This is a genomic window from Yoonia sp. SWMV100, from assembly GCF_056108365.1.
In genome coordinates, this window is sequence record NZ_JBWBAQ010000003.1 from 19275 (window position 1) to 41863 (window position 22589).

Below are 22589 nucleotides of genomic sequence, written 5' to 3' on the forward strand. Positions count from 1 at the left end.
CCGTCGACCTGAATGATGAACCGTTCTGAGGCCCCGGCACCCAGATCGTTGCCGCCGAACACGCTGGGCGGCACTGCTGTGCGAGCGAGCTGTACCCGATCTATTTCGGTGTGGCCGTGTGACGGTAGGAATTGGCCACGGGCGGACGGCCGGTCGCGATTGACCAGTTGGCTCGAACTTGCGAGTGTTCGCGCAGAAGGAGAAAGGGAACTCGGTCTACCGCCTTCAGTACCTGCAAGGCCGCATTGCACCGGAGAAGTTGATGCGTAGTCCGTCCAGTTCATTTCCTCCCAATCGCAAAGCCGAACAGCTGATCGACGTCTTTGAACGCGAAATGGATGTCGAATACCGGGGTGAGCGATATAAGGTTCGCGACAATGGATCTGCGCATCGCCTGCCACAGAAACGGCAGAAGTCCAGGCCGCTTGATGACCAGTGGACCTTTGGAAGGCAAGGATTGTCGACCGGCTACATGTATTTGAGTGGCGTGCCGGTCCACCGGATTGTGTGCGTAGCGTTTCATGGTGAGCCACCGTCAGATCGGCATGTCGTTGATCATATCGACACCAATCGGGCAAACAATCGACCGGAAAACCTGCGCTGGGTCACCCGCTTGGAGAACGTACTGCTCAACGAGATATCCGCTCGGCGCATCGAACTGGTCTATGGCTCAATCGATGCCTTCTTTGCGGATCCAAGCCGGATCCAAAGTGACAAAACGTTCCCCGACATTTCATGGATGAGAACCCTATCGAAGGACGAAGCGACAACCGCAAAGGCCCGACTCGAGGCTTGGGCAAAAAGTGGATCAGTTCCCAGTGGTGGCGCCTTGGGCGAATGGCTGTATGGCACGAGAGAACGCGCAAGTTACGAGCCACCGCCTGAAGAATTCGAGTCGCTCACACCGTCGGTGGTGCAGGTCAAGTGGAAGGTTCCGACTGAGTTTCCTCTGTGCCCTGAAACGGTCACTGACGATGCGCTGGAGCAATATTCAGCAAACCTCAAGTTCGGCCGCGTCTTCGCGCGAAACCACATTTATCAAAGCTTGGTCGTGCAGCATGCCAAAGCTGAGGACGGCCTCGTCGTTCTCACTCATGATCCGAGTGAGAATGCCATCAAGGACTGGGCCGTCGCTCATGTCGGGGTTCGTGGAGAGTTTTTCTACCACCGCAGCGAACACCAGTACTTCAGCCTGCAGGGCGCTCTAAAAACCTTCTGCGAACTGACGGGCGAAAGCTACGACGACTGCATGGACGACTACTGCTAGCACATTACGTTTGGTGCGAAGTCCGGTACACTGTCCCCCTGACCTCGACCTTCGTCGATGTGATTGGCATACCCAGTTTCTTCTTCAGTGCGCCCGAGATGGCTCCGCGGACAGTGTGAGCCTGCCAGCCCGTTGCGGCCATAATCTCCTTGATCGTCGCACCATCCGGCGCGCTGAGCATGGCGACAAGGATAGCCTGCTTGGTCCCAGTTCGCGGCGTTGGCACTTTCGGAACCGGCATCTCGGCGGCGCGTTTGCTAATGACCGCCATAGTCTTCACCACGACCGGCTCAATCCCGATGGCGAGAAGCCCCGCGCCGGTGACCACCAACGTGGTTCCGTGGCCGTCGCCGGTTTCGCGCCAGAGCGGCTCGCCCCGGCGCAGGTTGGCGTCGACTTCCTGCAGCCAGCCGCGTTCGATCATCTTGCCAATGACCATCTTGGCCGCTGCACCGGCCAGCCCTTTGGGCAGCGGCAGGGCGACGTTGTCAGGGCGCTGGGCACCGGCGATGAGGATCGTGGATTGGGTTTCGGTCAGTTTTGTCATCGCGGGCTCCGGTGTGCGGGCGCGCAGTATGCCGCCCTTCTACGCGGCCAAGCCCCGCTATCGCGGGGTTGGTGCGGGGCTGAGCCCTGTCACTTGGAGTGTTCGCCCTCGCCAAAGGCACTGTCGGTGATCTGGCGCAGCAGTCCCGCGTAGTGGGTCAGGGTGCCGACATCGCCCCAGTTGATCTCGTCGGGATGCGCTTCAAAATGATCGTCGCTCAGGGTCTTCAGCCGCTCCAGCATCGCGTCGATCTGGAACTTGGCGGTTATGAAGGCTTCGAGGGCTTTGTCGTTCGAGGCGGTGGCGCGGCGGGTGGTCATAGCGGGGTCTCCGGAGGTGAGTTGCTTCGTTTTCGTGTCATCACAATCGCTCTGACGCCGACCTTAGTGTAGGTAATTCTGATCTATATCAGAGCTTTATGATCTATCTCCGGATACTCAGATCAGCTGCAGCTCGGTCAGAATTGCGCAGGTTGCGGCCAGTTGCGCGGTAGGCAGGTCGATCTTGATGTGCGAGAAGAGGTCTGAGCAGTCGGCCTTGATCCCGCCCTCGCGCAGAGCGGCCTCTATGACCTCTGCCACCAAGCTGAGGCGGCTGCGGTCGAGATGGTCGGGCAGCGTGTCGATGTCGATGCGGATAGTAGTGGTGGCCATATTCATGTTCCTTTCCTCCTTCAGTGCTGGGTCGCGGCGGCGAGACCTGCGGCATAAGCCTCAGTCAAGGCGGCGCGGATCGCCCAGACCGCTACGTCGTGGAAGTCGAGGCGATCACTGTTCTGGGTCTCCATCGTCTGAATGCTGTGGAAATGTTTGGCTGCGATCTCTAGCAGCAGGGCTTCACTTGGGCCTTTGGCAGGGGCGGCGGTCTTGGCGGTCATGAGGTGAGCTCCGTGGCTGAGTTGCATCGTTTTCCTCGACCCAGATTCGCTCTACGCGGGAGTGTAATCAACTGAATTAGGCGATTTAGTTCGTTTATTTACAATCACTTGAGGCTAACACAATCGCCATGGAAGGTATGTCAGAGCGCGCCTATTCCGCCCATTCCGGTCTTTCGCGCGGGGCGATCCAGAAGGCCCGCAAAACCGGACGGTTGGTGGTTTACGGTGATGGGTCGATCAATGCGGCGGCGTCTGATCTGCGTCGCGGCGAGATGACCGATCCGGACCAGCAGCGGCGCAGCACTGGCGGCGATACCGCATTCAGCGGCCCGGCGGACAGCTCGTCCTATCTGAAGGCACGCACCGCGCTGACGGTCTACCAGGCGCAAGAACGCCAGCTGGCGATCCAGAAGAAGAAGGGCACGTTGGTTGACCGCGCCCGCGCGGAAACACTTGTTTTCCGGCTGGCGAGGCAAGAGCGCGACACGTGGGTCACATGGCCATCCCGCGTCGCGGCTCTGATGGCGGCCGAAGTGGCCACGGATGTGGAAAAGCAATCCGGCAAACCGGTGATCATCGAGGCCGCGATCCTGCAGAGGGTGCTGGAAACCCATGTCAGAGCGCAACTCGAAGCCCTTGCTGATCTCAGGGTCAGCCTCGGATAGTGACGACACGGCCACCAACGATCTGACCGCAGACCTCGACCTTGAGTTTGACGGGGCAGAGGATATCCTGCGGGCCTGGCGTCGCGGGATGCGGCCTGATCCGGACCTCACGGTGTCGGAATGGGCAGATCAGCACCGCAAACTGTCGTCGCGGGCCTCGGCCGAACCCGGACAATACCGCACCGCGCGCACACCGTACCTGCGCGAAATCATGGATGCGCTGTCACCCCGCCACCCGGCGCAGCGCGTCAGCTTCATGAAAGCAGCGCAGGTCGGCGCGACCGAGGCGGGCAACAACTGGATTGGCTTTGTCATCCAGCATGCACCGGGTCCAATGCTTGCGGTGCTGCCGACGGTCGAAATGGCCAAGCGCACCTCGCGTGGGAGGCTGGATCCTTTGATTTCTGAGTCCCCGGCCTTGCGCGAACGAGTCAATCCTGCTCGGTCACACGACGCTGGCAACTCGATGTTGTCGAAGGAGTTTCCCGGCGGCATTCTAGTGTTGACTGGCGCGAACTCCGCCACCGGCCTGCGGTCCATGCCCGCGCGCTACATCTTCCTCGACGAGGTCGATGCCTATCCCGCCTCGGCGGACGAGGAAGGCGATCCCGTCACGCTGGCCGAGGCGCGGACCACGACCTTTTCGCATCGGCGCAAGGTGTTCATGGTCTCGACACCGACGATCCGGGGCATCAGCCGCATAGAGCGTGAGTTCGAGGCATCAGACCAGCGGCGCTACTTCGTGCCCTGTCCGCACTGCGCGGCAATGCAATGGCTGCAGTTTGAGCGGCTTCGCTGGGACAAGGGACGTCCAGACACGGCGGCCTATCATTGCGAAGGCTGCGAAAAGCCCATCGCCGAGCATCACAAGACGCAGATGCTGGAGCGGGGCGAATGGCGGGCGACGGCTGTATCGGCCGATCCGCATTCGATCGGCTTCCACCTCTCAGCGCTCTATTCGCCGCTCGGCTGGAAAAGCTGGCAGCAGATCGCGCGCGACTGGCTGGCGGCGCAGGGCTCAGAGGAAATGCTGCGCGCGGCCCGCAACACCCTGCTGGGCGAGACATGGGTCGAAAGTGGAGATGCACCGGAATGGCAGCGGCTGGCAGAACGGCGCGAGGCTTACTCAGGCGCGCAGATCCCCATGGGCGGGTTGTTCCTGACCGCTGGCGTCGATGTGCAGAAAGACCGAATCGAGATCGATGTCTGGGCTTGGGGCCGTGGTTTGGAGTCTTGGCTGGTCGATCACATCGTCATTACCGGTGGCCCGGACGATCCGGCCTGCTGGGACAAGCTGACCGCCCTCTTGGGTCGAACATGGGCTTGCACCAATGGCGCGGTGATGGTGATCGGCAAGCTGGCCATCGACACTGGATACGAGGCCCCAGCAGTCTACGCATGGGCACGCAGGCAAGGCTTCGATCAGGTCTCGCCGATCAAGGGCCTCGAAGGCTTCAACCGGGCGACGCCGGTGTCAGGCCCGACCTTTGTCGACGCCACCATTGGAGGAAAACGTCTGCGCCGCGGCGCGCGGCTGTGGTCCGTGGCCACTGCGACGTTCAAGACCGAAACTTACCGCTTTCTGCGTCTGGAACGGCCCTCGGATGAAGATCGCGCGCAGGGCGTCTGTGACGCGCCCGGCACGGTGCATCTGCCTGACTGGATCGACACTGAATGGCTGAAGCAGCTGGTGGCGGAACAGTTGGTCACAGTGCGCAACAAGCGCGGCTATGCCCACCCTGAATGGCAAAAGATGCGCGAGCGCAACGAGGCACTGGACTGCCGGGTTTATGCCCGCGCGGCTGCTTGGGTCCTTGGGGCGGATCGCTGGGACGAGGCGACATGGCGGCGGCTTGAAGAACAGGCCGGGGTGGAAACGCGCCCAGCACCTCAGCTGGCGGCACCGACCCAACAGACAGCACCCGCTGCGCCCAAGGCCGGAACACCAACTACGCCACGGCGCAAACGCCGGGCTTACACACCGAACCTCATGAGGGACTGAGATGGATCTGGAACGGATGCGCGCCTTGCTGGCAGCGCTACAGGAGGCACGCTACGCAGGCGTCCGCTCGGTCAGCTATGACGGCAAGACCATCGCCTATGGCTCGGACGCGGAACTGGCGAATGCCATTGCCGATCTGGAGCGTCGGATTGCCACGGCTACCTCTGGCACACCGCGTCGTCGGCGCTGGGGCACTGTCGCCTCGAAAGGCCTCTGATCCATGGCGTTCGAGGCCTTCCGCCAGCGCATCGGGTCGATCATCGGTGGCTTCGATGCAGCGCAGGCTCATCGCCGCCTGCGTGGGTTCCGCGCCAGCCGCGCGCATGTGAATACGCTGATCGCCGCCTCGGGTGACACGATCACCGCCCGCGCCCGCTGGCTGGTCAGAAACAACGGCTATGCTGCCAATGCCGTGGAGAGCTTCGCCAGCAATGTTGTTGGTGACGGGATCAAGCCTTCGTCGACCATTGCCGATGCTTCCAAGAAGGAAGAGTTGCAGGCGCTGTGGCTCGCCTGGACCGATGATGCCGACGCCGAGGGTCTGACCGACTTCTACGGGCTGCAGCGCCGCGCGGCGCGCGAGGTGTTCCTGTCGGGCGAGGTATTCATCCGCATCCGGCCCCGGCGCGCCGAGGATGATATGACCGTGCCACTGCAATTGCAGATGCTCCCCGCAGAGATGCTGCCCCTCGACATGAACCGCACCCTGCCCGGTGCCGGTCTGATCCGGCAGGGCATCGAGTTCGATGGCATCGGTCGCCGCGTCGCTTACCACTTCCTGCGCCGCCATCCGGGCGATCTGACCGACCCCGGCCTCGCGGGCGAAACCGTCCGTGTCCCGGCTGGCGACGTCATCCACGTCCTTGACCCAGTCGAAGCGGGCCAATTGCGCGGCGTGTCGCGCTTCGCAGCTGCCATCGTCAAGCTGTTTACGCTGGACCTTTACGACGACGCCGAGCTGGAGCGGAAGAAGATCGCGGCAATGTTCGCGATGTTCATCACCTCGCCCGCGCCGGAAGCCCCGCTGGAACCAACCGAGGAGGATCTGGAAGTTGAGCCCGGCCAGGTGGTACGGCTCGATCCCGGCGAAGATGTTTCCACACCGGCGACCCCTGACTCCGGCGGCACCTATGAGCCATTTCAGTATCGCACTCTGCTGCAGATCGCAGCGGCGCTGGGCATCCCCTACGGCTACCTGACCGGCGACACCGCCAAGGGCAATTTCTCCAACACCCGCATCTCGCTGATCGAATTCCGCCGCCGCATCTCGGCCTGGCAGCATGGCGTGTTGGTGTTCCAACTCTGCCGCGCCGTTTGGGTGCGCTGGATGGATGTGGCGGTGTTGTCAGGCGCATTGGACCTGCCCGGCTACGACAGCCAGCGGCGGCAATATCAGGCTTGCGCCTGGCTGCCGACCAAGTGGGACTGGATCGATCCGATGAAGGACGCCTCGGCAGAGATCCTGCAGATCGAAGCGGGTCTGAAATCCCGCACGCAAGCGTTGGCGGAGCGTGGCTATGACGCCGAACAGGTCGACCGCGAAATCGCTGCCGAGCGCAAACGCGAATTGGCACTGGGCCTCGACTTCCGACGTCCAGGATCCCCGGCGCAGGGGCCGGGTGCGGCCAAGGGCAATGGCGACGACCAACATAACAGCGCCAAAGACGACGAGGCTGATGACAGCGCTGATGAAAAACCCGACGCCAAGGAGGGCGTATGATGCACCACGCCCAGATCGCCCAGCGCGCCTTCAACACGCCGCTGATGGTGGATCCGGCCAAAGCGCTGGCCTTCCTGTCAGGGCTGGGGCCGCGGATCACCGGGCAAGACATCACCTTCCAGGGGTTTGATGTCGAGCAGATCGACCAAGCCAGAACGGCCGTTCCGGCCCGCAATTCTCTGTTTGGCAATGATCTCGCCCAGCGCCACCAGCGGAATGGCAGCCAACCCTACGCGCTGATCGATGGCATTGCCGTGATCGAAATCGCGGGCACACTTGTGCACCGTGGCGCTTGGATCGGCCAATCATCCGGCCTGACGTCCTATGAGGGCATCGCCGCCCAGCTACAGGCGGCATTGGCTGACTCTGCCGTGCGGGGCATTGCGTTGGACATCGACAGCTTCGGCGGCGAGGTCGCTGGCGCTTTTGACTTGGCGGACCGCATCCGGGCTGCCCGAGCGCAAAAGCCGGTGCATGCCTTCATTGCTGAACACGCGCTGTCCGCAGGCTACGTCCTGGCTTCCCAGGCTGACCGGATCATCCTGCCGCGCACCGGTGCTGCCGGCAGCATCGGGGTGGTGGCGCTGCACACCGACATGAGCGGGGCGCTCGACCAGAAGGGTATCGCGGTCACGCTGATCCACGCGGGCGCGCACAAGATCGACGCCAATCCCTACCAGCCCCTGTCCGAACCCGTACACGACCAGATGCAGCACGAGCTTGAAGTCGTGCGCTTCCTCTTCGCGGAAACCGTCGCCGCCGGTCGCGGGGATCGTCTGGTTCATACGGCAGCGCTGGCGACTGAAGCCGCGGTCTTTCGCGGCGCCGATGCCATCGCGGCGGGTCTGGCCGACGAACTGGCAGATCCTGTCACAGCCTTCCGCAACTTCGCCGCCGCACCCCGAGGCATCACCTCACCCAGCAGAAAGGGTCCAACGATGACCACCACACCCACTGACACCCCGAACCCGGCATCGGTTGCTGCCTCTCCCGCCGCAACGGGCCCAGCTGCAGCCGCTCAAATTGTAGCTGAGCCGCCCGCCGCAGCTGTGGGTGCAGCACCTACACCCGACGCAGCCACCATGACCGCAGACGCCGTTCGCGCCGAGGCCGCCGAGGTGGCGCAGGTCTGTGCGCAGGCCGCCCGGCTAGGTGTGAGCATCGATGCCGCCGACGCTGTAACGCGCGGGCTGAAACCCGAGGCTCTGCGCGCCCGCGTGCTGGCCGATCTGGCCGCCCGCAGCGATGCCGCTAGCATCATCGCCACTGCCCCGGCCGCCGCTGCCGCCAAAGACAGCCCGATTATCGCCGCCGCCAAGAAGGCAGCGACTGAAGCCAAACGCTGATCCCGCGCCAATTCCGCCACCCCCACAAAATGGAGACTTACCAATGCCCGTCCTGACGGAACCGCCCAGCATGGGCGATGTCCTCAAATATGAGGTCAACCCGAACTACACCCGTGAGGTGATCACGCTGCTGATCGGCACTTCCTATCCCGCAGGGGCCGTCCTTGGCCGCATCACGGCAAGCGGCAAATACACCCTCTCGCCTGCGACCGGCGCGGACGGATCTCAGACCGCCGTCGCCGTCCTGCTTTATCCGGTGAACACCACGCTGGCGGATGCCGTCGGAATCGTCGTCACGCGCGGGCCCGCCATCGTATCGCGCGCAGGGCTCGCCTACGAGGCGACCGTCAACGACACCACCAAGATCAACGCCAAGATCACCCAGTTGGCCGCCGTGGGCATCATCGCCCGCGACGGCGTCTAAGCCGTTTCCCGCCTTCATATCCGGAGCACCCCATGACCCTCGTTCGCAATCCCTTTGACGCTGGCGGCTATTCGCTGGCCGAGATGACGCAGGCCATCAACATCCTGCCCAACCTCTACACTCGCCTCGGCCAGATCGGCCTCTTCCGCTTCGAGGGCGTCACCCAGCGGTCGGTGATCATCGAGCAATACGAAGGCGTGCTGAACTTGCTGCCCTCGGTGCCTTTGGGCGGCCCTGCCACCGTCGGCACCCGCGAGGGCCGCTCGATGCGGTCCTTCGCCCTGCCATGGATCCCGCATGACGATGTGATCCTGCCGGGTGACATTCAGGGCCAGCCCGCGCTGGGCGTCTTTGATGGTGCCGACCCGCTGGTCGAGGTGATGAACCGCAAGCTGCAGCTGATGCGGCGTAAGCATGCCCAGACCCGCGAATACATGGAGATGAATGCCCTGCGCGGCATCGTGAAGGATGGCGCGGGCACTACGCTCTACAACTACTTCACCGAATTCAGCCTGGCACAAATCTCGGTGGATTTCCTGCTGGGCACGGCAGGCACCAACGTTCAGGGCAAGGTGCGCGAGGTGTTGCGGTCGATGGAAGACAACCTCCTCGGCGAAAGCATGACGGACGTCCATGCCCTCGTCAGCCGGGAATTCTTCGACAAGCTGATCGCACATCCGAAGACCGAGGAGGCCTACAAGTTCTATGCGGCCACTGGTGCCCAGCCGCTGCGCGAGGATATGCGACGCAACTTCCCCTTCGCAGGGATTGTGTTCGAGGAATATTCGGGCACCGTCACCCTCTCGACCAAAGCGACCGAACGGCTGGTCCCCGCAAGTGAGGGGATCGCCTTCCCGCTGGGCACAATGGACACCTTCACCACCTATGGCGGGCCTGCGAACCTGCTGGAGGCGGCAAACACTCTTGGCCTGCCACTCTACGCCCGCCAGCACCTTGATGAGAAAGGCCGCTGGATCGACCTGATGACCGAGGCCTCGATCCTGCCCGTCAACAAGCGGCCGCGCATCGCGATCCGCCTGCACACCTCGAACTGACCGGCGGGGCAATCATCATGACCATCTTTGCTGCCGCCATGGACCGGATCTACGCCAACCCGTCCATGGCGGTGGTCGCGCTCTGGATTTCCGCCACCACTTCGGAGGAACGCCCAATCCGCGTCATCCGCCGCGCCCCGGATCGGATCACCGAATTCGGCGCTGGGCGTTTTGTCAGCGACACGGGTGTCGTGGACGTGCGCATATCCGACCTCTCCGATCCCCGCCCCGGCGATCTGATCGTAATCGGCGCTGATAGCTTCACCATCCAGGGCGAGCCGATGCGGGATCGCGAGCGGCTGATCTGGTCGCTGGACCTGCGACCGTCATGAGGCTGAGGATCGACATACGCCCCGACATCGCCGCGCTGATGCAGGCGGAAATCGCAGCTGGCGAAAAAGCTGTCTCAGCCGCCATGCGCGAAGCGGGCACTTCCCTGAAATCCGCCTGGCGCGGCCAGATCACCGGCGCGGGCCTCGGAATGCGGCTCGGCAACTCCATCCGCATCGCCAGCTTCCCGAAATCCGGCGACAGCCTGAACGCGGCCGCGCTGGTCTGGTCGAACGCTCCAGTGATCATCGGTGCGCATGACACCGGGCCGCTGATCCGGTCCAAGGATGGGTTCTGGTTGGCCATCCCCACCCCTGCCGCCGGGAAAAGCACGAAAGGCGGCCGGATCACCCCCGGCGAATGGGAACGCCGCACCGGGTTGCGCCTGCGGTTCATCTACCGCCGTCGCGGGCCGAGCTTGCTGGTGGCCGAGGGGCGGCTAAATTCGAAAGGCCGGGCCGTGGCGTCGAAGTCAAAAACCGGGCGCGGCGCGGCAACCGTGCCGATCTTCCTGCTGGTGCCGCAGGTTAAGTTGCGAAAGCGGCTGGATCTCGCGCAGGATGCAGAGCGGGCCATCGATGGCGTGCCGGGGCGGATCGTGGCGGAGTGGATTGAACTCAGATGATGCCATCCACCAGCTTGAGGTCCCTGCCGGAATTAGTCTGAATCGTGCATGCGCCGTTGTCAGAATGGCTCCGGTTTTGGGGGTGACAGAGACTTTAGAGATGCGTCAATGTGATCAACGACACGTTCCGCCAGAGCCAAGGCGTCCCGCAGATAGGCCTTGTTGAACATATTTAGGACTTTGTCATCTTTGGTTTTGCCGTTTCGGTGAACGCAGTCGTGACGCAACGCGGCGTAATCTCGAAGTGCCTGCATATCGCCGTCAGTCCCCGTAAGGGAGAAGCCAAACGCCATTGCGTACCAGAGCGGTACTCCCTCAACTTTGGACTTGCCTTTGCTGTCGACCTTGCCACTACCAAACTGGTGATAGAGCCTCGACTTTAGGTTGTGCTCCACAGTCTTCTTGACGTAATCAGGATCCCGCAATATCGCTGAGGCACTGAATGCCGTTTGTGCGATTGAGCCATCACGACCTGCAAAATCTGCAAGTAGATCAGGCCTTTGGCGCAGACCCTGAATGAGCGTGTCGCAAAAATACGCTTCCAGAAAGGTCAGGACCTGCGCGAAAATCATGCGATTGATGAGGCTCGAACCATTGTCTTGCGCCTGGTTTTCAATAAGTTCGCTCAGTTCCGCGATGTTGGCCTTAAAAACGACTACTGGATCATCGGGAATTTCCCAATCGTCATCCCAGTCTTCTGGGGGCCGATCATATCCGGGCGGATCACACGAAACTACAGTTTCCGGATACTCCCTTAGCGTGATGTCGCAGTGGGCTGGACCTGCCCAAACATCGCCCTCAAAAAACTGGCCGCAGTTACTACAAGAAAAATCGACTTCACCTTCGGATACCATCTCACTTGATTTTTCACCGGCGTAGTTTGGCTCAGGCACGTCGACCTCTAAGCGCACTTGGTGTCCACAAGCTGGGCAAATAAATGAGATCTCTGACACCCATCGTTGAGCGTTTCTCATTAGCTCTTCGTGGTAATATTCTTTCACACTTCCCATTACTATGACCCTCGCAGAGCTTCACCCACCATCAACCTAACGATGGTCTCCAGGGATGGCCATCTCGATAAAGAGTGGAAACTTGCTCGGCACACGCCAGCAACGGCAAAAAGCACCACTCGGCACACAATCCCATGCCTGCATCCGGTGATCTTTTGGTCTTATTCACAGCGATCGTGGATCAGCAGCAACTAGGAGTTTTTGATGCCTACCACCCGCGAAGCCGTCCTCGCCGCGCTGCACGCGCGGCTGCAGCCGCTTGCCGCACTTGTTTTGCGCGATGGGGTCCTGCCCGAACGGATCCCAGCAATCGGCTTGATCATCCTGCGCGACGGCCAGCCGGGCGAGCCCGAGGTGACGCTGTCGCCCCTGCGCTACCACTACCAGCACCGGGCCGAGCTGGAGGTCGTCGTCCAGGCCCCGAATGGCAGGGCCAGCGCCTTCGACACCCTGATCGCCGCCATCGGCACGGCGCTGGAAGCCGACCGCACTCTCGGCGGACTTTGCGACTGGGTCGAACCTGAAGCCCCGGCCTCGGTCGACCTGCCCATCGAGGGCGCAGCGGCGCTGAAATCGGCGGTGATCACCGTCGTGTTGCACTACACCACCACCGGCCCCTTGGCCTGACACCCCCAACATCGAGGAGACCCCCATGGCACGTGCGCAAGGCGCGCGGGCGCAGATGGCGCTTGCGTATGAGACGGTTTACGGCACCCCGCCGGTCAGTGGGTTCCGCCTGATGCCCTTCGCCCGGGCAACGCTTGGGTCGGAACAACCCCTGCTGGAATCCGAACTGCTGGGCTATGGCCGCGATCCTTTGGCCCCTATCAAGGATGCGGTCACAGCCGACGGCGAAGTGGTGATCCCCATTGATGTCGAAGCCTTCGGCTATTGGCTGAAGGCGGCGTTTGGCCAACCCACGACCAGCGGCACGACGCCCAAGACCCATACCTTCCAATCGGGCAACTGGACCCTGCCCAGCATGTCGATCGAGACGGCAATGCCAGAAGTCCCGCGTTTCGCGATGTATTCAGGCTGCGTGCTGGATCAGCTGTCCTGGCAGATGCAGCGGTCGGGGCTGCTGACCGCCTCGGCCAAACTGATCGCGCAGGGCGAAACCATCGCCGCGGCAACCGCAGCAGGCACACCGACCACGTTGGGGCTGCAGCGTTTCGGTCACTTCAACGGCACAGTAAAACGCAACGGCACCGCGCTGGGCAACGTGGTCTCCGCCGAGATCACCTATTCCAACAACCTCGACCGGATTGAGACCATCCGGGGCGACGGGCGGATCGACGGAGCTGACCCGACCATGGCCGCGCTGACCGGCCGGATCGAGGTACGGTTTTCCGACGCAACGCTGGTCACGCAAGCCATTGATGGGACGCCCTGCGAGTTGGAGTTCAACTATAGCCTCGGGGCGAATGCGAGTTTCACCTTCACGGCCCATGCCGTCTATCTACCGCGCCCCCGCATCGAAATTGCCGGGCCGCAGGGTGTGCAGGCCAGCTTCGACTGGCAGGCCGCGAAAGCCACCAGCCCGGCCCGCATGTGCACCGCCGTCCTCATCAACACACTCACAGGATACTGATCATGATCCGACTGAACCTGACCGCCACGCCCGAATGGCTTGACCTCGCCCCTGGCCTGCGCCTACTGGTCGGCCCGCTGACTACCGCGCTGATGGTCTCTGCCCGCGCCGATCTAGCTGTGGAAACACTCCCAGAAGGTGCGAGCCAAGAGGAAATGGCGCTGGCTATGGCCAAATCCGTGGCGCGGCGCGCCGTGCTGGATTGGGAGGGTGTGGGAGATGATGCAGGCAATATCGTGCCCGTCAGCCCCGAAGGCATCGACGCCCTTCTGGAAATCTGGCCCATCTTCGAGGCGTTCCAGACCCAATACGTCGCGCGCGGTCTCCTGCTGGACGCCGAAAAAAACGTCTCCGCGCCCTCGCCGACTGGTCCTTCGGCGGGGGCGATCGCTACTGCGCCGCCTGTGAAGCGCGCTGCCCGGACTGCCCCGCAAGACTGAACCGGCCCCAAACGCAAGTCGGCTGGCAGGTCTGGGATCTGGTTGGTCGCCTCGGTGGCCAGATGCGTGTGATTCCCGGCGCGGTGCTTGGCTGGGACATGGGTGCTGCGCTGTCGCTCGCCCGTGCGCTGGGCGTGAACACCCTGATAGCCGCTGAACTTCTGCCCGAGATCGAGGCGGTGATGGTGCGCAAACTGAACGAACAGATGGAAGGTGGCCGCGATGGCTGAGAAACGGGTTAGTGTCCGCCTTGTGGCGGAGGGCGGCCGCCAGGTGCGCGCCGAGCTGGAAGGTGTCGGAGAGGCTGGGGCAAAGGGGTTTGGCCGCCTCAGCCGCGAGATGGAACTGGCCAACACCCGGCTTGCCGGTTTTGCGCGCCGGGCCGGGATCGCCATGTCTGCCGCCGCCGCTGCGGCCACGGCTTCGCTCGGCCTGATCGTCCGCTCCACCGCCGAGAGTGCCGCGCAAATCCGTCAGTTCGCGCAAGTCGCCAATGCGACGCCGGAAGCCTTGCAGCGTTGGTCGGCGGGCGCCCGCACGGTGGGGATCGAACAGGAGAAGCTCGCCGACATCCTGAAGGACGTGAACGACCGGGTCGGGGATTTCTTGCAGACCGGCGGTGGGCCCATGGCGGATTTCTTCGAGAGCGTGGCCCCGCGCGTGGGCGTCACCGCCGACCAGTTCGCGCGGCTGTCGGGGCCCGAGGCGCTGCAGCTTTACGTCGACACGCTGCAACGCGCCGGGCTCAGCCAGCAAGAGATGACGTTTTATCTCGAAGCCATGGCATCTGATGCCACCCGCCTGCTGCCACTCCTGCGCAACGGTGGGGCCGAGATGGCGCGGCTGGGCGACCAGGCGGCTGACCTTGGCGCGGTTCTGGACACCGACGCCATCGAAGCCCTGCGGCGCACGCAAGTCGCCCTTGGCACCCTTTCGCTGGTCTTTGAAGGCCTGCGCAACCGGATCGCGGTTGCCGTGGCACCTTCTCTTGAGGCTTTGGCAAAGGCTTTCGTGGTGCTCGCCTCCGATGGCGGGATTCTGCGGACGGCGATCGACGCGCTGATCGGCAACCTTGGTCGCCTCGCCACCTATGCCGCGACCTTCGCCGCCGTCATGGCCGGGCGATGGGTGGCGGGGCTGGCAGCGGCGGCACTTTCTGTCCGTGGCCTCGCCACAGCACTGGTCTTCCTGCGCGGGGCGCTGATCCGCACCGGGATTGGAGCGCTGATCGTCGGCGCAGGCGAGCTGGTCTATCAGTTCTCGCAGCTTATCTCCAAAGTCAGAAGTGTGGGCGAGGCGTTTGGGCTGCTGGGTGATCTCGCGAAGGAGGTCTGGTCCCGGATGGGGCTGTCGCTCGATGCCGCGTTCGCCAATATGGCAGCCGGATGGGAGGCTCTGAAGGCCGCAGCGTTTTCTGCGCTTGAGGGTAGCATCGCGGGTGTCACCAGTTTCGGCGATCGAACGGTAGCGATCTTCCAAGGAGCCTATGATGCGGCAGTGGCGATCTGGGGCAGTCTCCCCGGTGCCATCGGCGACTTTGCCTTCCAGGCCGCGAACGGACTAATCTCCGGCGTCGAGGCGATGCTGAACGGCTTGGTCACCCGCATCAACACCTTCATCACTGGCCTGAACGCAGCACTGGCGCTGTTGCCGGAATGGGCGGTGGGTGAAGGCGGCGTCCGGATTGGCACGCTTGATCCACTTGACCTCCGGCGGATTGGAAACCCGTTCGAAGGCGCTACCACGACCGCCGGAACTGCCGCCGCAGATGCCTTCTCAGCGGCACTCTCCCGCACCTATCTCGAACCGCCAGACCTTGGCCTTGGCACGATGGCCGAGGATGCGCGCGGCCGCGCCGACGGCTATCGCGAGGCAGCGGGCATGCTCGCAGATGCAGCAGGTCGGCCGCTCGCCAGTTGGCAGGCCTTGCGTGACGCGGTAACTGGGACCGGATCAGAGACGGAAGCCGCACTGGCCGATGCTGCCAGTTCTGCTGATGCGCTGGCGGCCGGGCTGCATGACACGACCACTGCGGCAAACGGCGCAGGCGGTGCTGCCCGCAACGCTGGTGCGGTCGCTGCTGCCGGTGCCGAACAAGCGGCAACAGGCTGGGCCGCGGTGACGGCCGCACTTGCCGACTATGCCACCAAGGCCCGCGATATTGGCGCCGACATCGGCCAGACACTGGTTGGCGCGTTCCAAAGTGCCGAGAATGCTGTGGCTACCTTCGTCAAATCCGGCAAACTGGATTTCCGCGACCTCGTCACGTCGATGATCGCCGATCTGGCCAAGCTGGCCGCGCGGCGGCTCATCCTCGGGCCAATCGCCAATGCACTCTCCGGCGCGCTGGGCGGTGCTGGCGGTTTGTTCGCCGACATCCTGCATGCCGGCGGCACGGTCGGATCATCAGGCCCGGGCCGCATGGTGCCAGCGATGGCGTTCGCCGGTGCCCCACGCATGCATTCCGGCGGCTGGGCCGGGCTGAAGCCGGACGAGGTGCCCGCAATTCTGCAGCGCGGCGAACGAGTGTTGTCGCGCCGCGAAGCCGCTGGCTATGGCCAAGGGCAAAGTGCTGCCCCGAATATCTCGGTGACGATCAACGCCCGCGACGCAGACAGCTTCCGGCAATCCCGCACGCAGGTCGCAGCTGATATCGCCCGCGCCGTTTCTCTCGGGCGGAGGGGCATGTGATGGCGTTCCATGAGGTTCGATTTCCCGACAACATCAGCCGCGGCGCGCGCGGCGGGCCAGAACGCCGCACGCAGGTGGTCGAACTGGCGAGCGGCGATGAAGAGCGCAACGCCAGCTGGGCCAACTCGCGCCGCCGCTATGATGTGGCCTACGGCATCCGCCGTGCTGACGACTTGGCAGCAGTGGTTGCCTTCTTCGAGGCCCGCAACGGTCGCCTGCACGGGTTTCGCTACAAGGATTGGGCCGACTACAAGTCCAGCTTGCCGTCGCAAGCAGTCGCTCCCACCGACCAGCCGATCGGAACCGGCAACGGAGCCGTCACGACCTTCGCACTGCTGAAACGCTACACTTCCGGCGCGCAAAGCTGGACCCGGGCCATCGCAAAGCCTGTCGCGGGCAGCGTTCGCCTCGCCCTGAACGGCGTCGAGCAGATGTCGGGCTGGAGCGCAGACACCGCCACCGGAAGCGTCACTTTCACCACCTCCCCGGGCGCGGGTGTCGCGATCAGCGCTGGCTTCGAATTCGACGTGCCGGTGCGCTTTGACACCGACACGCTCGACGTGACCCTCGACTTTGAGCGGCTGGGGTCGATCACCTCCATCCCCCTCCTGGAGATCCGCAGATGAAATCCCTCTCGCCCGCACTGCAAGCCCATCTCGACGATGGCACCACCACCCTGTCCTGGTGCTGGCGGATTGCGCGGGCAGATGGTGTGGCGCTGGGCTTTACCGATCATGATCGCACGCTGGCATTTGATGGCACCACCTTTGAGCCAGAAAGCGGCTTCGCCGCCTCGGAAATCCGCGCCGGGTCTGATCTGGCCGTCGATGCACAGGATGCCACCGGCGTGCTGACGTCGGACCGGATCACTGAGACTGACATTCTCGACGGGCGCTGGGACAATGCGGCGGTGGAACTCTGGCGAGTGAATTGGGCCGATCCCGGCCAGCGGGTTCTCTTGCGGCGCGGGGCGGTAGGGCAAATCCGGCGCGGCCGCATGGCTTTTGTCGCCGAGGTCCGGTCGCTGGCGCATGTGCTGGGCCAGACGGTGGGGCGGACGTTTCAGGCGGGCTGCGATGCGGCGCTGGGCGATGCGCGCTGTGGGATCGATCTGGAAAGCGCCTCATATCGCGGCACAGGTATGGTCACAGACCTGTTGCGTGACCGGGCGTTTATGGCCTCGGGTCTATCCGAGTTTGATGCGGGCTGGTTTACCTCCGGCACCCTGACTTGGACCAGCGGGGCCAATGCGGGGCGGATCACCGAGGTGCTGTCTCATGGCGTGGCCGATACCATTGCGGCCCTGACTCTGCTGGAAGCGCCGGTGCGCGCCATCGCGGAAGGCGACGGTTTCATTGTTCATGCGGGCTGCGACAAGCGGATCGCCACCTGCAGTACGAAGTTTGTCAATGTCGCGAACTTCCGGGGCTTTCCCAACATCCCCGGCCAGGATGCGGTGCTGCGTTATGCCAGCCAAGACGGCGGCCATGAGGGGAACGTGCTGTGATCAACGTCGACTCCAACGGAAACGACGGGCGGCAGTGCATCGTCATGCGATGCACGAGAGCCACCGCCGATCCCGCCTTCGTCATCGCCACCGCCCGCAGCTGGCTCGGCACACCCTACCACGATCAAGCCAGCTTACGGGGTGTCGGATGTGATTGCCTCGGCCTCGCACGCGGCGCCTGGCGTGAAGTGGTGGGCAATGAGCCGTTTCCGATCTCGCCCTACAGCCGGGATTGGGGCGAGACCGGGCCTCGTGAAGTGTTGGCCGAGGGTGCCCGGGCGATGATGCCAGAAATCGCGCCCGACGAGGCCGGTCCCGGCGCGCTGGTCCTGTTCCGTATGGGTCGGAGCACTGCTCCGACGCGTACCATTGCCAAGCATGTCGGGATCCTGACCGGACCCGACCACTTCATCCACTCCTACGAGCGGCTGGGCGTCATTGAAGAACACCTGACCCCGGCCTGGCGGCGGCGCATCGCCTTCGCCTTTCTGTTCCCTCAAAGCTGAGACTTCACACATGGCAACTTTGGTTCTCGGGGCCGTCGGCTCCGCGATTGGCGGCAGCATTGGCGGGTCCATCCTTGGCTTTTCGGCTGCGGCTATCGGTGGCTTCATCGGATCAAGCATCGGATCGGTGGTCGACAGTTGGATCGTCTCCTCACTGGCCCCGGCACAACGCATCGAGGGTGCGCGGCTGGACAGCTTGCGCATGACCTCATCGACCGAAGGGGCGGTGATCCCGCGCCTCTTTGGCCGGATGCGCATCGGCGGCAATGTGATCTGGGCCACCGACTTCCGCGAGGAAACCAAGACCACGACCCAAGGTGGTGGCAAGGGTGGCGGTGGCGGCAAGGTCAAGAGGACCGAGTATTTGTACTATGCCAGCTTCGCGATAGCGCTCTGCGAAGGGGAGATCACCGGCATCGGTCGCGTCTGGGCCGACGGCAAGGCGATGGACATGACCGGCGTTACCTGGCGCTGGTATCCGGGGGATGAGGCGCAAACTGCTGACCCGTTCATTGCAGCCAAGATGGGCGCGGCCAATACACCGGCCTATCGCGGCACAGCCTATGTGGTCTTTGAAGAACTGGACCTCAGCGCTTTCGGTAACCGCTTGCCCCAGATCAGCTTCGAGGTATTCCGCCCGCTAGCAGATCCCGACACCGCGGAAGGGGTGGTGAAGGCAGTGACCCTGATTCCGGCGTCGGGCGAGTTCAGCTATGCGACGGCCCCGGTCAAGAAATCCTCTGGCGCTGGCGGCGCGACCACTGCGGAAAACCTGAACGCGATCGCTGATACCGCCGACATCATCGTGGCTCTCGACCGGCTGCAAGCGATGGCCCCCGCTGTGGAAAGTGTCAGCTTGGTGGTGGCATGGTTTGGTGACGATCTGCGCGCGGGTAACTGCAAGGTGCGTCCCGGTGTGGAGGTTGCGGCCAAAACCACGACGCCCTCGGCATGGGCCGTGAATGGTGTCAGCCGCGCGGATGCCTTTTTGGTGAGCCGCGACGCCGAAGACCGTCCGGTCTATGGTGGCACGCCAGCTGACTTTGCGGTGGTGCAAGCGATCAAAGAGATGAAAGCGCGGGGCCTGCGCGTCACCTTCTATCCGTTCATCCTCATGGATGTGCCCTCCGGCAATACCAAACCGAACCCCTATAGCGACAATGCCGCCAGTATCGGCCAGCCGACTTTCCCCTGGCGTGGGCGCATCACCTGTTCGCCCGCTGCAGGTTTTGTCGGATCGGCAGACAAGACCGCCACGGCCGCAACACAAGTGTCGGCGCTGTTCGGCACAGCCACGCCCGCGAACTTCAGCGTGTCAGGTACCACTGTCAGCTGGACCGGCTCGGCCGGGGAATGGGGGCTGCGCCGGATGATCCTGCATTATGCGCATCTGTGCAAAGCCGCCGGGGGCGTAGATGCCTTTCTGATTGGATCGGAAATGCCGGGCCTGACCACGATCCGCTCGGGGGCCAGCGCATATCCCGCGGTCACCGCCTTTAAATCGCTCGCCGCTGATGTGCGCACAATCCTCGGCGCTGGGACCAAGATCGGCTATGCGTCCGACTGGTCGGAATACTTCGGGCACCACCCTGCGGATGGCAGCGGCGATGTCTACTTCCACCTCGACCCGCTCTGGTCAGACAGCAACATCGATTTCATCGGCATCGATAACTACATGCCGCTGTCGGATTGGCGCGATGGCTTTGATCATGCTGACGCTGCACTGGCCCCGGCGATCTATGACCGCGCCTATCTGCAATCGAACATCACCGGTGGCGAGGGGTTTGACTGGTTCTATGCCAGCCCGGCTGATCGCGCCGCGCAGGTCCGGACGCCAATTACCGACGGCAGCGCCGGGAAACCTTGGGTCTTCCGCTACAAGGATCTGCGGAAGTGGTGGTCCGAGCCGCATTTCAATCGACCCAGTGGACTGGAAAGCGGAGTTCCAACCGCATGGGTGCCGCAATCCAAACCGATCTGGTTCACGGAATTGGGCTGCGCGGCGATTGATCGCGGCACCAATCAGCCGAACGTCTTCTTCGATCCAAAATCCTCGGAAAGCTTCACGCCCCACTTTTCGCGCGGTTGGCGGGATGATGCGATCCAGCGGGCCTATCTCGAGACGACCTATCTGTTCTGGGGTGCTGCGGCGAACAACCCGGTGTCCTCGGTATATGGCAACCGCATGGTCCATGTGCCCGAGTGCGCCGCCTGGACCTGGGATGCGCGGCCCTATCCGTTCTTTCCCGAACTCACCGATGTCTGGACCGACGGGCCGAATTGGCGGCTGGGGCACTGGCTGACCGGGCGGCTGGGGGCCGTTTCCTTGGCCGCACTCGTGCGGCACCTCTGCCTGCGCGCTGGCATGCCCGAGAACCAAATCGACGTCTCTGGCCTCTGGGGTGCGGTGGAAGGTTATGTGATCTCGGCCTTGGAAGCCCCACGCGCGTCGATTTCCACGTTGGCCCGTCATTTTGGCTTTGATGCCGTCGAGAGTGAGGGCCGCATCAAGTTCCTGATGCGGGGCCGGATTGCCAGCGTCACGGTCACCCCAGACAGCATGGTGGCACCATCGTTCGCGCAAGGCGACGTCATGGAACTCACCCGGGCGCAGGAAACAGAACTGCCGCAGGCCTTGAAGTGGCAGGTCGCCCGCGCCGACGAAGATTATGACGCAGCGCAGGTCGAAGCGCGCCGCATCACCGTCGACACCACGCGCATCGCCTCAGAGGCGTTCCCGATCGCAGTGCCACCCGAAGAGGCCGGACGCCGCTGTCGCCGCGCGCTGATGGAGGCGTGGGTCGGTCGGGAAAGTGCTGTGTTCCGTTTGCCGCCGTCGCGTTTGGCGCTGGATCCCTGCGACGTGATCCTGCTCGATCATGATGGCCGCCTGACCGAGATGCGACTGGTATCCATTGCAGACTCGGACCTGCGCAGCATCGACGCCGTGCGCCAGGACCGGGCGGTTTACGATCTGCCGCCCGGCGAACCGCGTCCTGCCTCGCTGTCGACGCCCACTGTATTCGGTGCGCCCGACGTCGTCCTGTTGGATCTGCCGCAACTGCGCGAGGAGCAATCGGCGCATCGGCCCTTCGTTGCTGCCCACGCCAAACCATGGCCGGGAGAAATCGCGGTTTACCGCAGCGCCGCGACGGATGGTTTTTCCCTGCTGACCACCTTCGGCACGCGGGCGCGCATCGGGGTGTTGGTGGCGGATTTCTATGCGGGGCCAGTGTCGCGCTTTGATCTCGGCAATGCACTGGTGGTTGATCTGTTTTCCGGCACCCTTGAGAGCGTCACGGACATCACGCTGTTGGGTGGAGCCAATGCTCTGGCCGTTGAGACCGGCGCTGGGCAGTGGGAAATCATCCAGGCTGGCGCGGCCGAACTGATCGCGCCGGGTCGCTATCGTTTGACCCGGCTGTTGCGCGGTCAGCGCGGAACTGAATACGCAGTTGCCAGCGTCGTTGCCACAGGCGCGCGGTTGGTGGTGCTGGATACGGCCCTCGCCACCCTGCCGATTTCCCAAGCCGATCTCGGTCTGCCATGGAACTGGCGCATTGGACCTGCGTCGCGCCCTATCAGTGACGAGACCTATGTAGCAACGACGTTCACCCCCGAGGGCGCTGGGCTGCGGCCGTTTTCAGTGAGCCATGTCGAACAGCCGTGGCGGACAGCCCGCAGCCCGGGCGATCTGACCATCCGCTGGACTCGTCGGTCGCGGTCGCTGGCAGCCGATACCTGGGGCGCGGGAGATGTCCCTCTGGCGGAAGACAGCGAGGCCTATGAGGTCGAAATCTGCGATGGCGGCACGGTCAAGCGCAGGCTGAGCACCTCAACGACCAGCGCCCTCTACACCGCCGCGCAGCAGATCACTGATTGGGGCGCACCACTCGGCCCCGGCCAATTCCTCGCAATTAGGATCTACCAGCTCTCCACCCTGATCGGCCGGGGCGCGGCAAAATCCGTCACTCTCACATTCTGAA

At 63.4% G+C, this 22589-nt stretch carries 24 protein-coding genes; 19 read left to right on the forward strand and 5 right to left on the reverse strand.

What is annotated here, in order from left to right; translation table 11 throughout:
* The first annotated feature begins 184 nt into the window (after positions 1-184).
* Positions 185-1267 (forward strand): HNH endonuclease signature motif containing protein, encoded by a 1083-nt coding sequence (locus tag ACXJGX_RS04885; protein ID WP_474779241.1) that lies wholly within the window; start codon positions 185-187, stop codon positions 1265-1267.
* 4 nt (positions 1268-1271) lie between these two features.
* Here the strand turns inward: ACXJGX_RS04885 and ACXJGX_RS04890 are convergent, their stop codons facing one another.
* From ACXJGX_RS04890 to ACXJGX_RS04905, 4 genes are all read right to left on the reverse strand, one after another.
* Positions 1272-1814: a DUF3489 domain-containing protein gene (locus ACXJGX_RS04890; protein WP_474779243.1), complete on the reverse strand. Its 543-nt coding sequence runs from the start codon at positions 1812-1814 to the stop codon at positions 1272-1274.
* An 89-nt stretch (positions 1815-1903) separates the two neighbouring features.
* Positions 1904-2134 (reverse strand): hypothetical protein, encoded by a 231-nt coding sequence (locus tag ACXJGX_RS04895; RefSeq protein WP_474779245.1) that lies wholly within the window; start codon positions 2132-2134, stop codon positions 1904-1906.
* A 117-nt stretch (positions 2135-2251) separates the two neighbouring features.
* Entirely contained in the window at positions 2252-2473 is a 222-nt protein-coding gene (locus ACXJGX_RS04900; protein WP_474779247.1) for a hypothetical protein, read from the reverse strand.
* A 14-nt stretch (positions 2474-2487) separates the two neighbouring features.
* Entirely contained in the window at positions 2488-2691 is a 204-nt protein-coding gene (locus ACXJGX_RS04905) for a DUF6900 domain-containing protein (protein WP_474779249.1), read from the reverse strand.
* A gap of 128 nt (positions 2692-2819) precedes the next feature.
* Here ACXJGX_RS04905 and ACXJGX_RS04910 point away from each other — a divergent pair, with 128 nt between their 5' ends.
* From ACXJGX_RS04910 to ACXJGX_RS04950, 9 genes are read left to right on the forward strand one after another with little or no spacing between them, the layout of a single operon-like run.
* Positions 2820-3356: a hypothetical protein gene (locus ACXJGX_RS04910; protein WP_474779251.1), complete on the forward strand. Its 537-nt coding sequence runs from the start codon at positions 2820-2822 to the stop codon at positions 3354-3356.
* A complete protein-coding gene (locus ACXJGX_RS04915) occupies positions 3304-5358 on the forward strand; it encodes a phage terminase large subunit family protein (protein ID WP_474779253.1) in 2055 nt (684 codons plus the stop codon). The genes ACXJGX_RS04910 and ACXJGX_RS04915 overlap by 53 nt, the downstream gene beginning before the upstream one ends.
* 1 nt (position 5359) lies before the next feature.
* Positions 5360-5575 (forward strand): phage head-tail joining protein, encoded by a 216-nt coding sequence (locus ACXJGX_RS04920; protein WP_474779255.1) that lies wholly within the window; start codon positions 5360-5362, stop codon positions 5573-5575.
* Between the two features lie 3 nt (positions 5576-5578).
* Positions 5579-7078: a phage portal protein gene (locus tag ACXJGX_RS04925; RefSeq protein WP_474779257.1), complete on the forward strand. Its 1500-nt coding sequence runs from the start codon at positions 5579-5581 to the stop codon at positions 7076-7078.
* Positions 7078-8424: a S49 family peptidase gene (locus tag ACXJGX_RS04930; RefSeq protein ID WP_474780740.1), complete on the forward strand. Its 1347-nt coding sequence runs from the start codon at positions 7078-7080 to the stop codon at positions 8422-8424. Before ACXJGX_RS04925 ends, ACXJGX_RS04930 begins: the two co-directional genes overlap by 1 nt.
* A 43-nt stretch (positions 8425-8467) precedes the next feature.
* Positions 8468-8848 (forward strand): head decoration protein, encoded by a 381-nt coding sequence (locus ACXJGX_RS04935; RefSeq protein WP_474779259.1) that lies wholly within the window; start codon positions 8468-8470, stop codon positions 8846-8848.
* Between the two features lie 32 nt (positions 8849-8880).
* Positions 8881-9903 (forward strand): major capsid protein, encoded by a 1023-nt coding sequence (locus ACXJGX_RS04940; RefSeq protein ID WP_474779261.1) that lies wholly within the window; start codon positions 8881-8883, stop codon positions 9901-9903.
* 17 nt (positions 9904-9920) lie between these two features.
* A complete protein-coding gene (locus tag ACXJGX_RS04945) occupies positions 9921-10235 on the forward strand; it encodes a head-tail joining protein (RefSeq protein ID WP_474779263.1) in 315 nt (104 codons plus the stop codon).
* Positions 10232-10858 (forward strand): DUF6441 family protein, encoded by a 627-nt coding sequence (locus ACXJGX_RS04950; RefSeq protein WP_474779265.1) that lies wholly within the window; start codon positions 10232-10234, stop codon positions 10856-10858. The genes ACXJGX_RS04945 and ACXJGX_RS04950 overlap by 4 nt, the downstream gene beginning before the upstream one ends.
* A gap of 59 nt (positions 10859-10917) precedes the next feature.
* Here the strand turns inward: ACXJGX_RS04950 and ACXJGX_RS04955 are convergent, their stop codons facing one another.
* A complete protein-coding gene (locus ACXJGX_RS04955) occupies positions 10918-11868 on the reverse strand; it encodes a hypothetical protein (RefSeq protein WP_474779267.1) in 951 nt (316 codons plus the stop codon).
* Positions 11869-12072: 204 nt separating this feature from the next.
* On the opposite strand from ACXJGX_RS04955, the gene ACXJGX_RS04960 reads away from it, so the two are divergent.
* The 9 genes from ACXJGX_RS04960 (at position 12073) to ACXJGX_RS05000 (ending at position 22588) form a co-directional block, all read left to right on the forward strand.
* Positions 12073-12495, forward strand: a complete 423-nt coding sequence (locus ACXJGX_RS04960) for an acyl-CoA transferase (RefSeq protein ID WP_474779269.1) — start codon at positions 12073-12075, stop codon at positions 12493-12495.
* Positions 12496-12520: 25 nt separating this feature from the next.
* A complete protein-coding gene (locus ACXJGX_RS04965) occupies positions 12521-13459 on the forward strand; it encodes a phage tail tube protein (RefSeq protein WP_474779271.1) in 939 nt (312 codons plus the stop codon).
* Between the two features lie 2 nt (positions 13460-13461).
* Complete coding sequence (locus tag ACXJGX_RS04970; protein WP_474779273.1) at positions 13462-13899, forward strand: hypothetical protein; 438 nt, start codon at positions 13462-13464, stop codon at positions 13897-13899.
* Positions 13900-13961: 62 nt separating this feature from the next.
* The gene (locus tag ACXJGX_RS04975) at positions 13962-14129 is read left to right on the forward strand and encodes a DUF7697 family protein (RefSeq protein ID WP_474779275.1); all 168 of its coding nucleotides are present in this window, start codon (positions 13962-13964) and stop codon (positions 14127-14129) included.
* Positions 14122-16590, forward strand: a complete 2469-nt coding sequence (locus ACXJGX_RS04980) for a phage tail tape measure C-terminal domain-containing protein (RefSeq protein WP_474779277.1) — start codon at positions 14122-14124, stop codon at positions 16588-16590. The genes ACXJGX_RS04975 and ACXJGX_RS04980 overlap by 8 nt, the downstream gene beginning before the upstream one ends.
* The gene (locus ACXJGX_RS04985; protein WP_474779279.1) at positions 16590-17216 is read left to right on the forward strand and encodes a phage distal tail protein, Rcc01695 family; all 627 of its coding nucleotides are present in this window, start codon (positions 16590-16592) and stop codon (positions 17214-17216) included. Before ACXJGX_RS04980 ends, ACXJGX_RS04985 begins: the two co-directional genes overlap by 1 nt.
* The gene (locus ACXJGX_RS04990) at positions 17213-18097 is read left to right on the forward strand and encodes a DUF2163 domain-containing protein (protein WP_474779281.1); all 885 of its coding nucleotides are present in this window, start codon (positions 17213-17215) and stop codon (positions 18095-18097) included. The genes ACXJGX_RS04985 and ACXJGX_RS04990 overlap by 4 nt, the downstream gene beginning before the upstream one ends.
* Positions 18098-18141: 44 nt before the next feature.
* Positions 18142-18603, forward strand: coding sequence for an NlpC/P60 family protein (locus ACXJGX_RS04995; protein ID WP_474780742.1), 462 nt, complete (start codon positions 18142-18144; stop codon positions 18601-18603).
* Between the two features lie 10 nt (positions 18604-18613).
* Positions 18614-22588 (forward strand): baseplate multidomain protein megatron, encoded by a 3975-nt coding sequence (locus ACXJGX_RS05000; RefSeq protein WP_474779283.1) that lies wholly within the window; start codon positions 18614-18616, stop codon positions 22586-22588.
* Position 22589 lies beyond the last annotated feature (1 nt).

Coding starts and splice junctions, on each gene's coding strand:
- ACXJGX_RS04895 (WP_474779245.1), bottom strand. CDS start 2,134: ATGACCACCCGCCGCGCCACCGCCTCGAACGACAAAGCCCTCGAAGCC.
- ACXJGX_RS05000 (WP_474779283.1), top strand. CDS start 18,614: ATGGCAACTTTGGTTCTCGGGGCCGTCGGCTCCGCGATTGGCGGCAGC.
- ACXJGX_RS04905 (WP_474779249.1), bottom strand. CDS start 2,691: ATGACCGCCAAGACCGCCGCCCCTGCCAAAGGCCCAAGTGAAGCCCTG.
- ACXJGX_RS04975 (WP_474779275.1), top strand. CDS start 13,962: ATGCGTGTGATTCCCGGCGCGGTGCTTGGCTGGGACATGGGTGCTGCG.
- ACXJGX_RS04955 (WP_474779267.1), bottom strand. CDS start 11,868: ATGGGAAGTGTGAAAGAATATTACCACGAAGAGCTAATGAGAAACGCT.
- ACXJGX_RS04915 (WP_474779253.1), top strand. CDS start 3,304: ATGTCAGAGCGCAACTCGAAGCCCTTGCTGATCTCAGGGTCAGCCTCG.
- ACXJGX_RS04980 (WP_474779277.1), top strand. CDS start 14,122: ATGGCTGAGAAACGGGTTAGTGTCCGCCTTGTGGCGGAGGGCGGCCGC.
- ACXJGX_RS04950 (WP_474779265.1), top strand. CDS start 10,232: ATGAGGCTGAGGATCGACATACGCCCCGACATCGCCGCGCTGATGCAG.
- ACXJGX_RS04990 (WP_474779281.1), top strand. CDS start 17,213: ATGAAATCCCTCTCGCCCGCACTGCAAGCCCATCTCGACGATGGCACC.
- ACXJGX_RS04900 (WP_474779247.1), bottom strand. CDS start 2,473: ATGAATATGGCCACCACTACTATCCGCATCGACATCGACACGCTGCCC.
- ACXJGX_RS04945 (WP_474779263.1), top strand. CDS start 9,921: ATGACCATCTTTGCTGCCGCCATGGACCGGATCTACGCCAACCCGTCC.
- ACXJGX_RS04960 (WP_474779269.1), top strand. CDS start 12,073: ATGCCTACCACCCGCGAAGCCGTCCTCGCCGCGCTGCACGCGCGGCTG.
- ACXJGX_RS04965 (WP_474779271.1), top strand. CDS start 12,521: ATGGCACGTGCGCAAGGCGCGCGGGCGCAGATGGCGCTTGCGTATGAG.
- ACXJGX_RS04910 (WP_474779251.1), top strand. CDS start 2,820: ATGGAAGGTATGTCAGAGCGCGCCTATTCCGCCCATTCCGGTCTTTCG.
- ACXJGX_RS04930 (WP_474780740.1), top strand. CDS start 7,078: ATGCACCACGCCCAGATCGCCCAGCGCGCCTTCAACACGCCGCTGATG.
- ACXJGX_RS04985 (WP_474779279.1), top strand. CDS start 16,590: ATGGCGTTCCATGAGGTTCGATTTCCCGACAACATCAGCCGCGGCGCG.
- ACXJGX_RS04925 (WP_474779257.1), top strand. CDS start 5,579: ATGGCGTTCGAGGCCTTCCGCCAGCGCATCGGGTCGATCATCGGTGGC.
- ACXJGX_RS04940 (WP_474779261.1), top strand. CDS start 8,881: ATGACCCTCGTTCGCAATCCCTTTGACGCTGGCGGCTATTCGCTGGCC.
- ACXJGX_RS04935 (WP_474779259.1), top strand. CDS start 8,468: ATGCCCGTCCTGACGGAACCGCCCAGCATGGGCGATGTCCTCAAATAT.
- ACXJGX_RS04890 (WP_474779243.1), bottom strand. CDS start 1,814: ATGACAAAACTGACCGAAACCCAATCCACGATCCTCATCGCCGGTGCC.
- ACXJGX_RS04995 (WP_474780742.1), top strand. CDS start 18,142: ATGCGATGCACGAGAGCCACCGCCGATCCCGCCTTCGTCATCGCCACC.
- ACXJGX_RS04920 (WP_474779255.1), top strand. CDS start 5,360: ATGGATCTGGAACGGATGCGCGCCTTGCTGGCAGCGCTACAGGAGGCA.
- ACXJGX_RS04970 (WP_474779273.1), top strand. CDS start 13,462: ATGATCCGACTGAACCTGACCGCCACGCCCGAATGGCTTGACCTCGCC.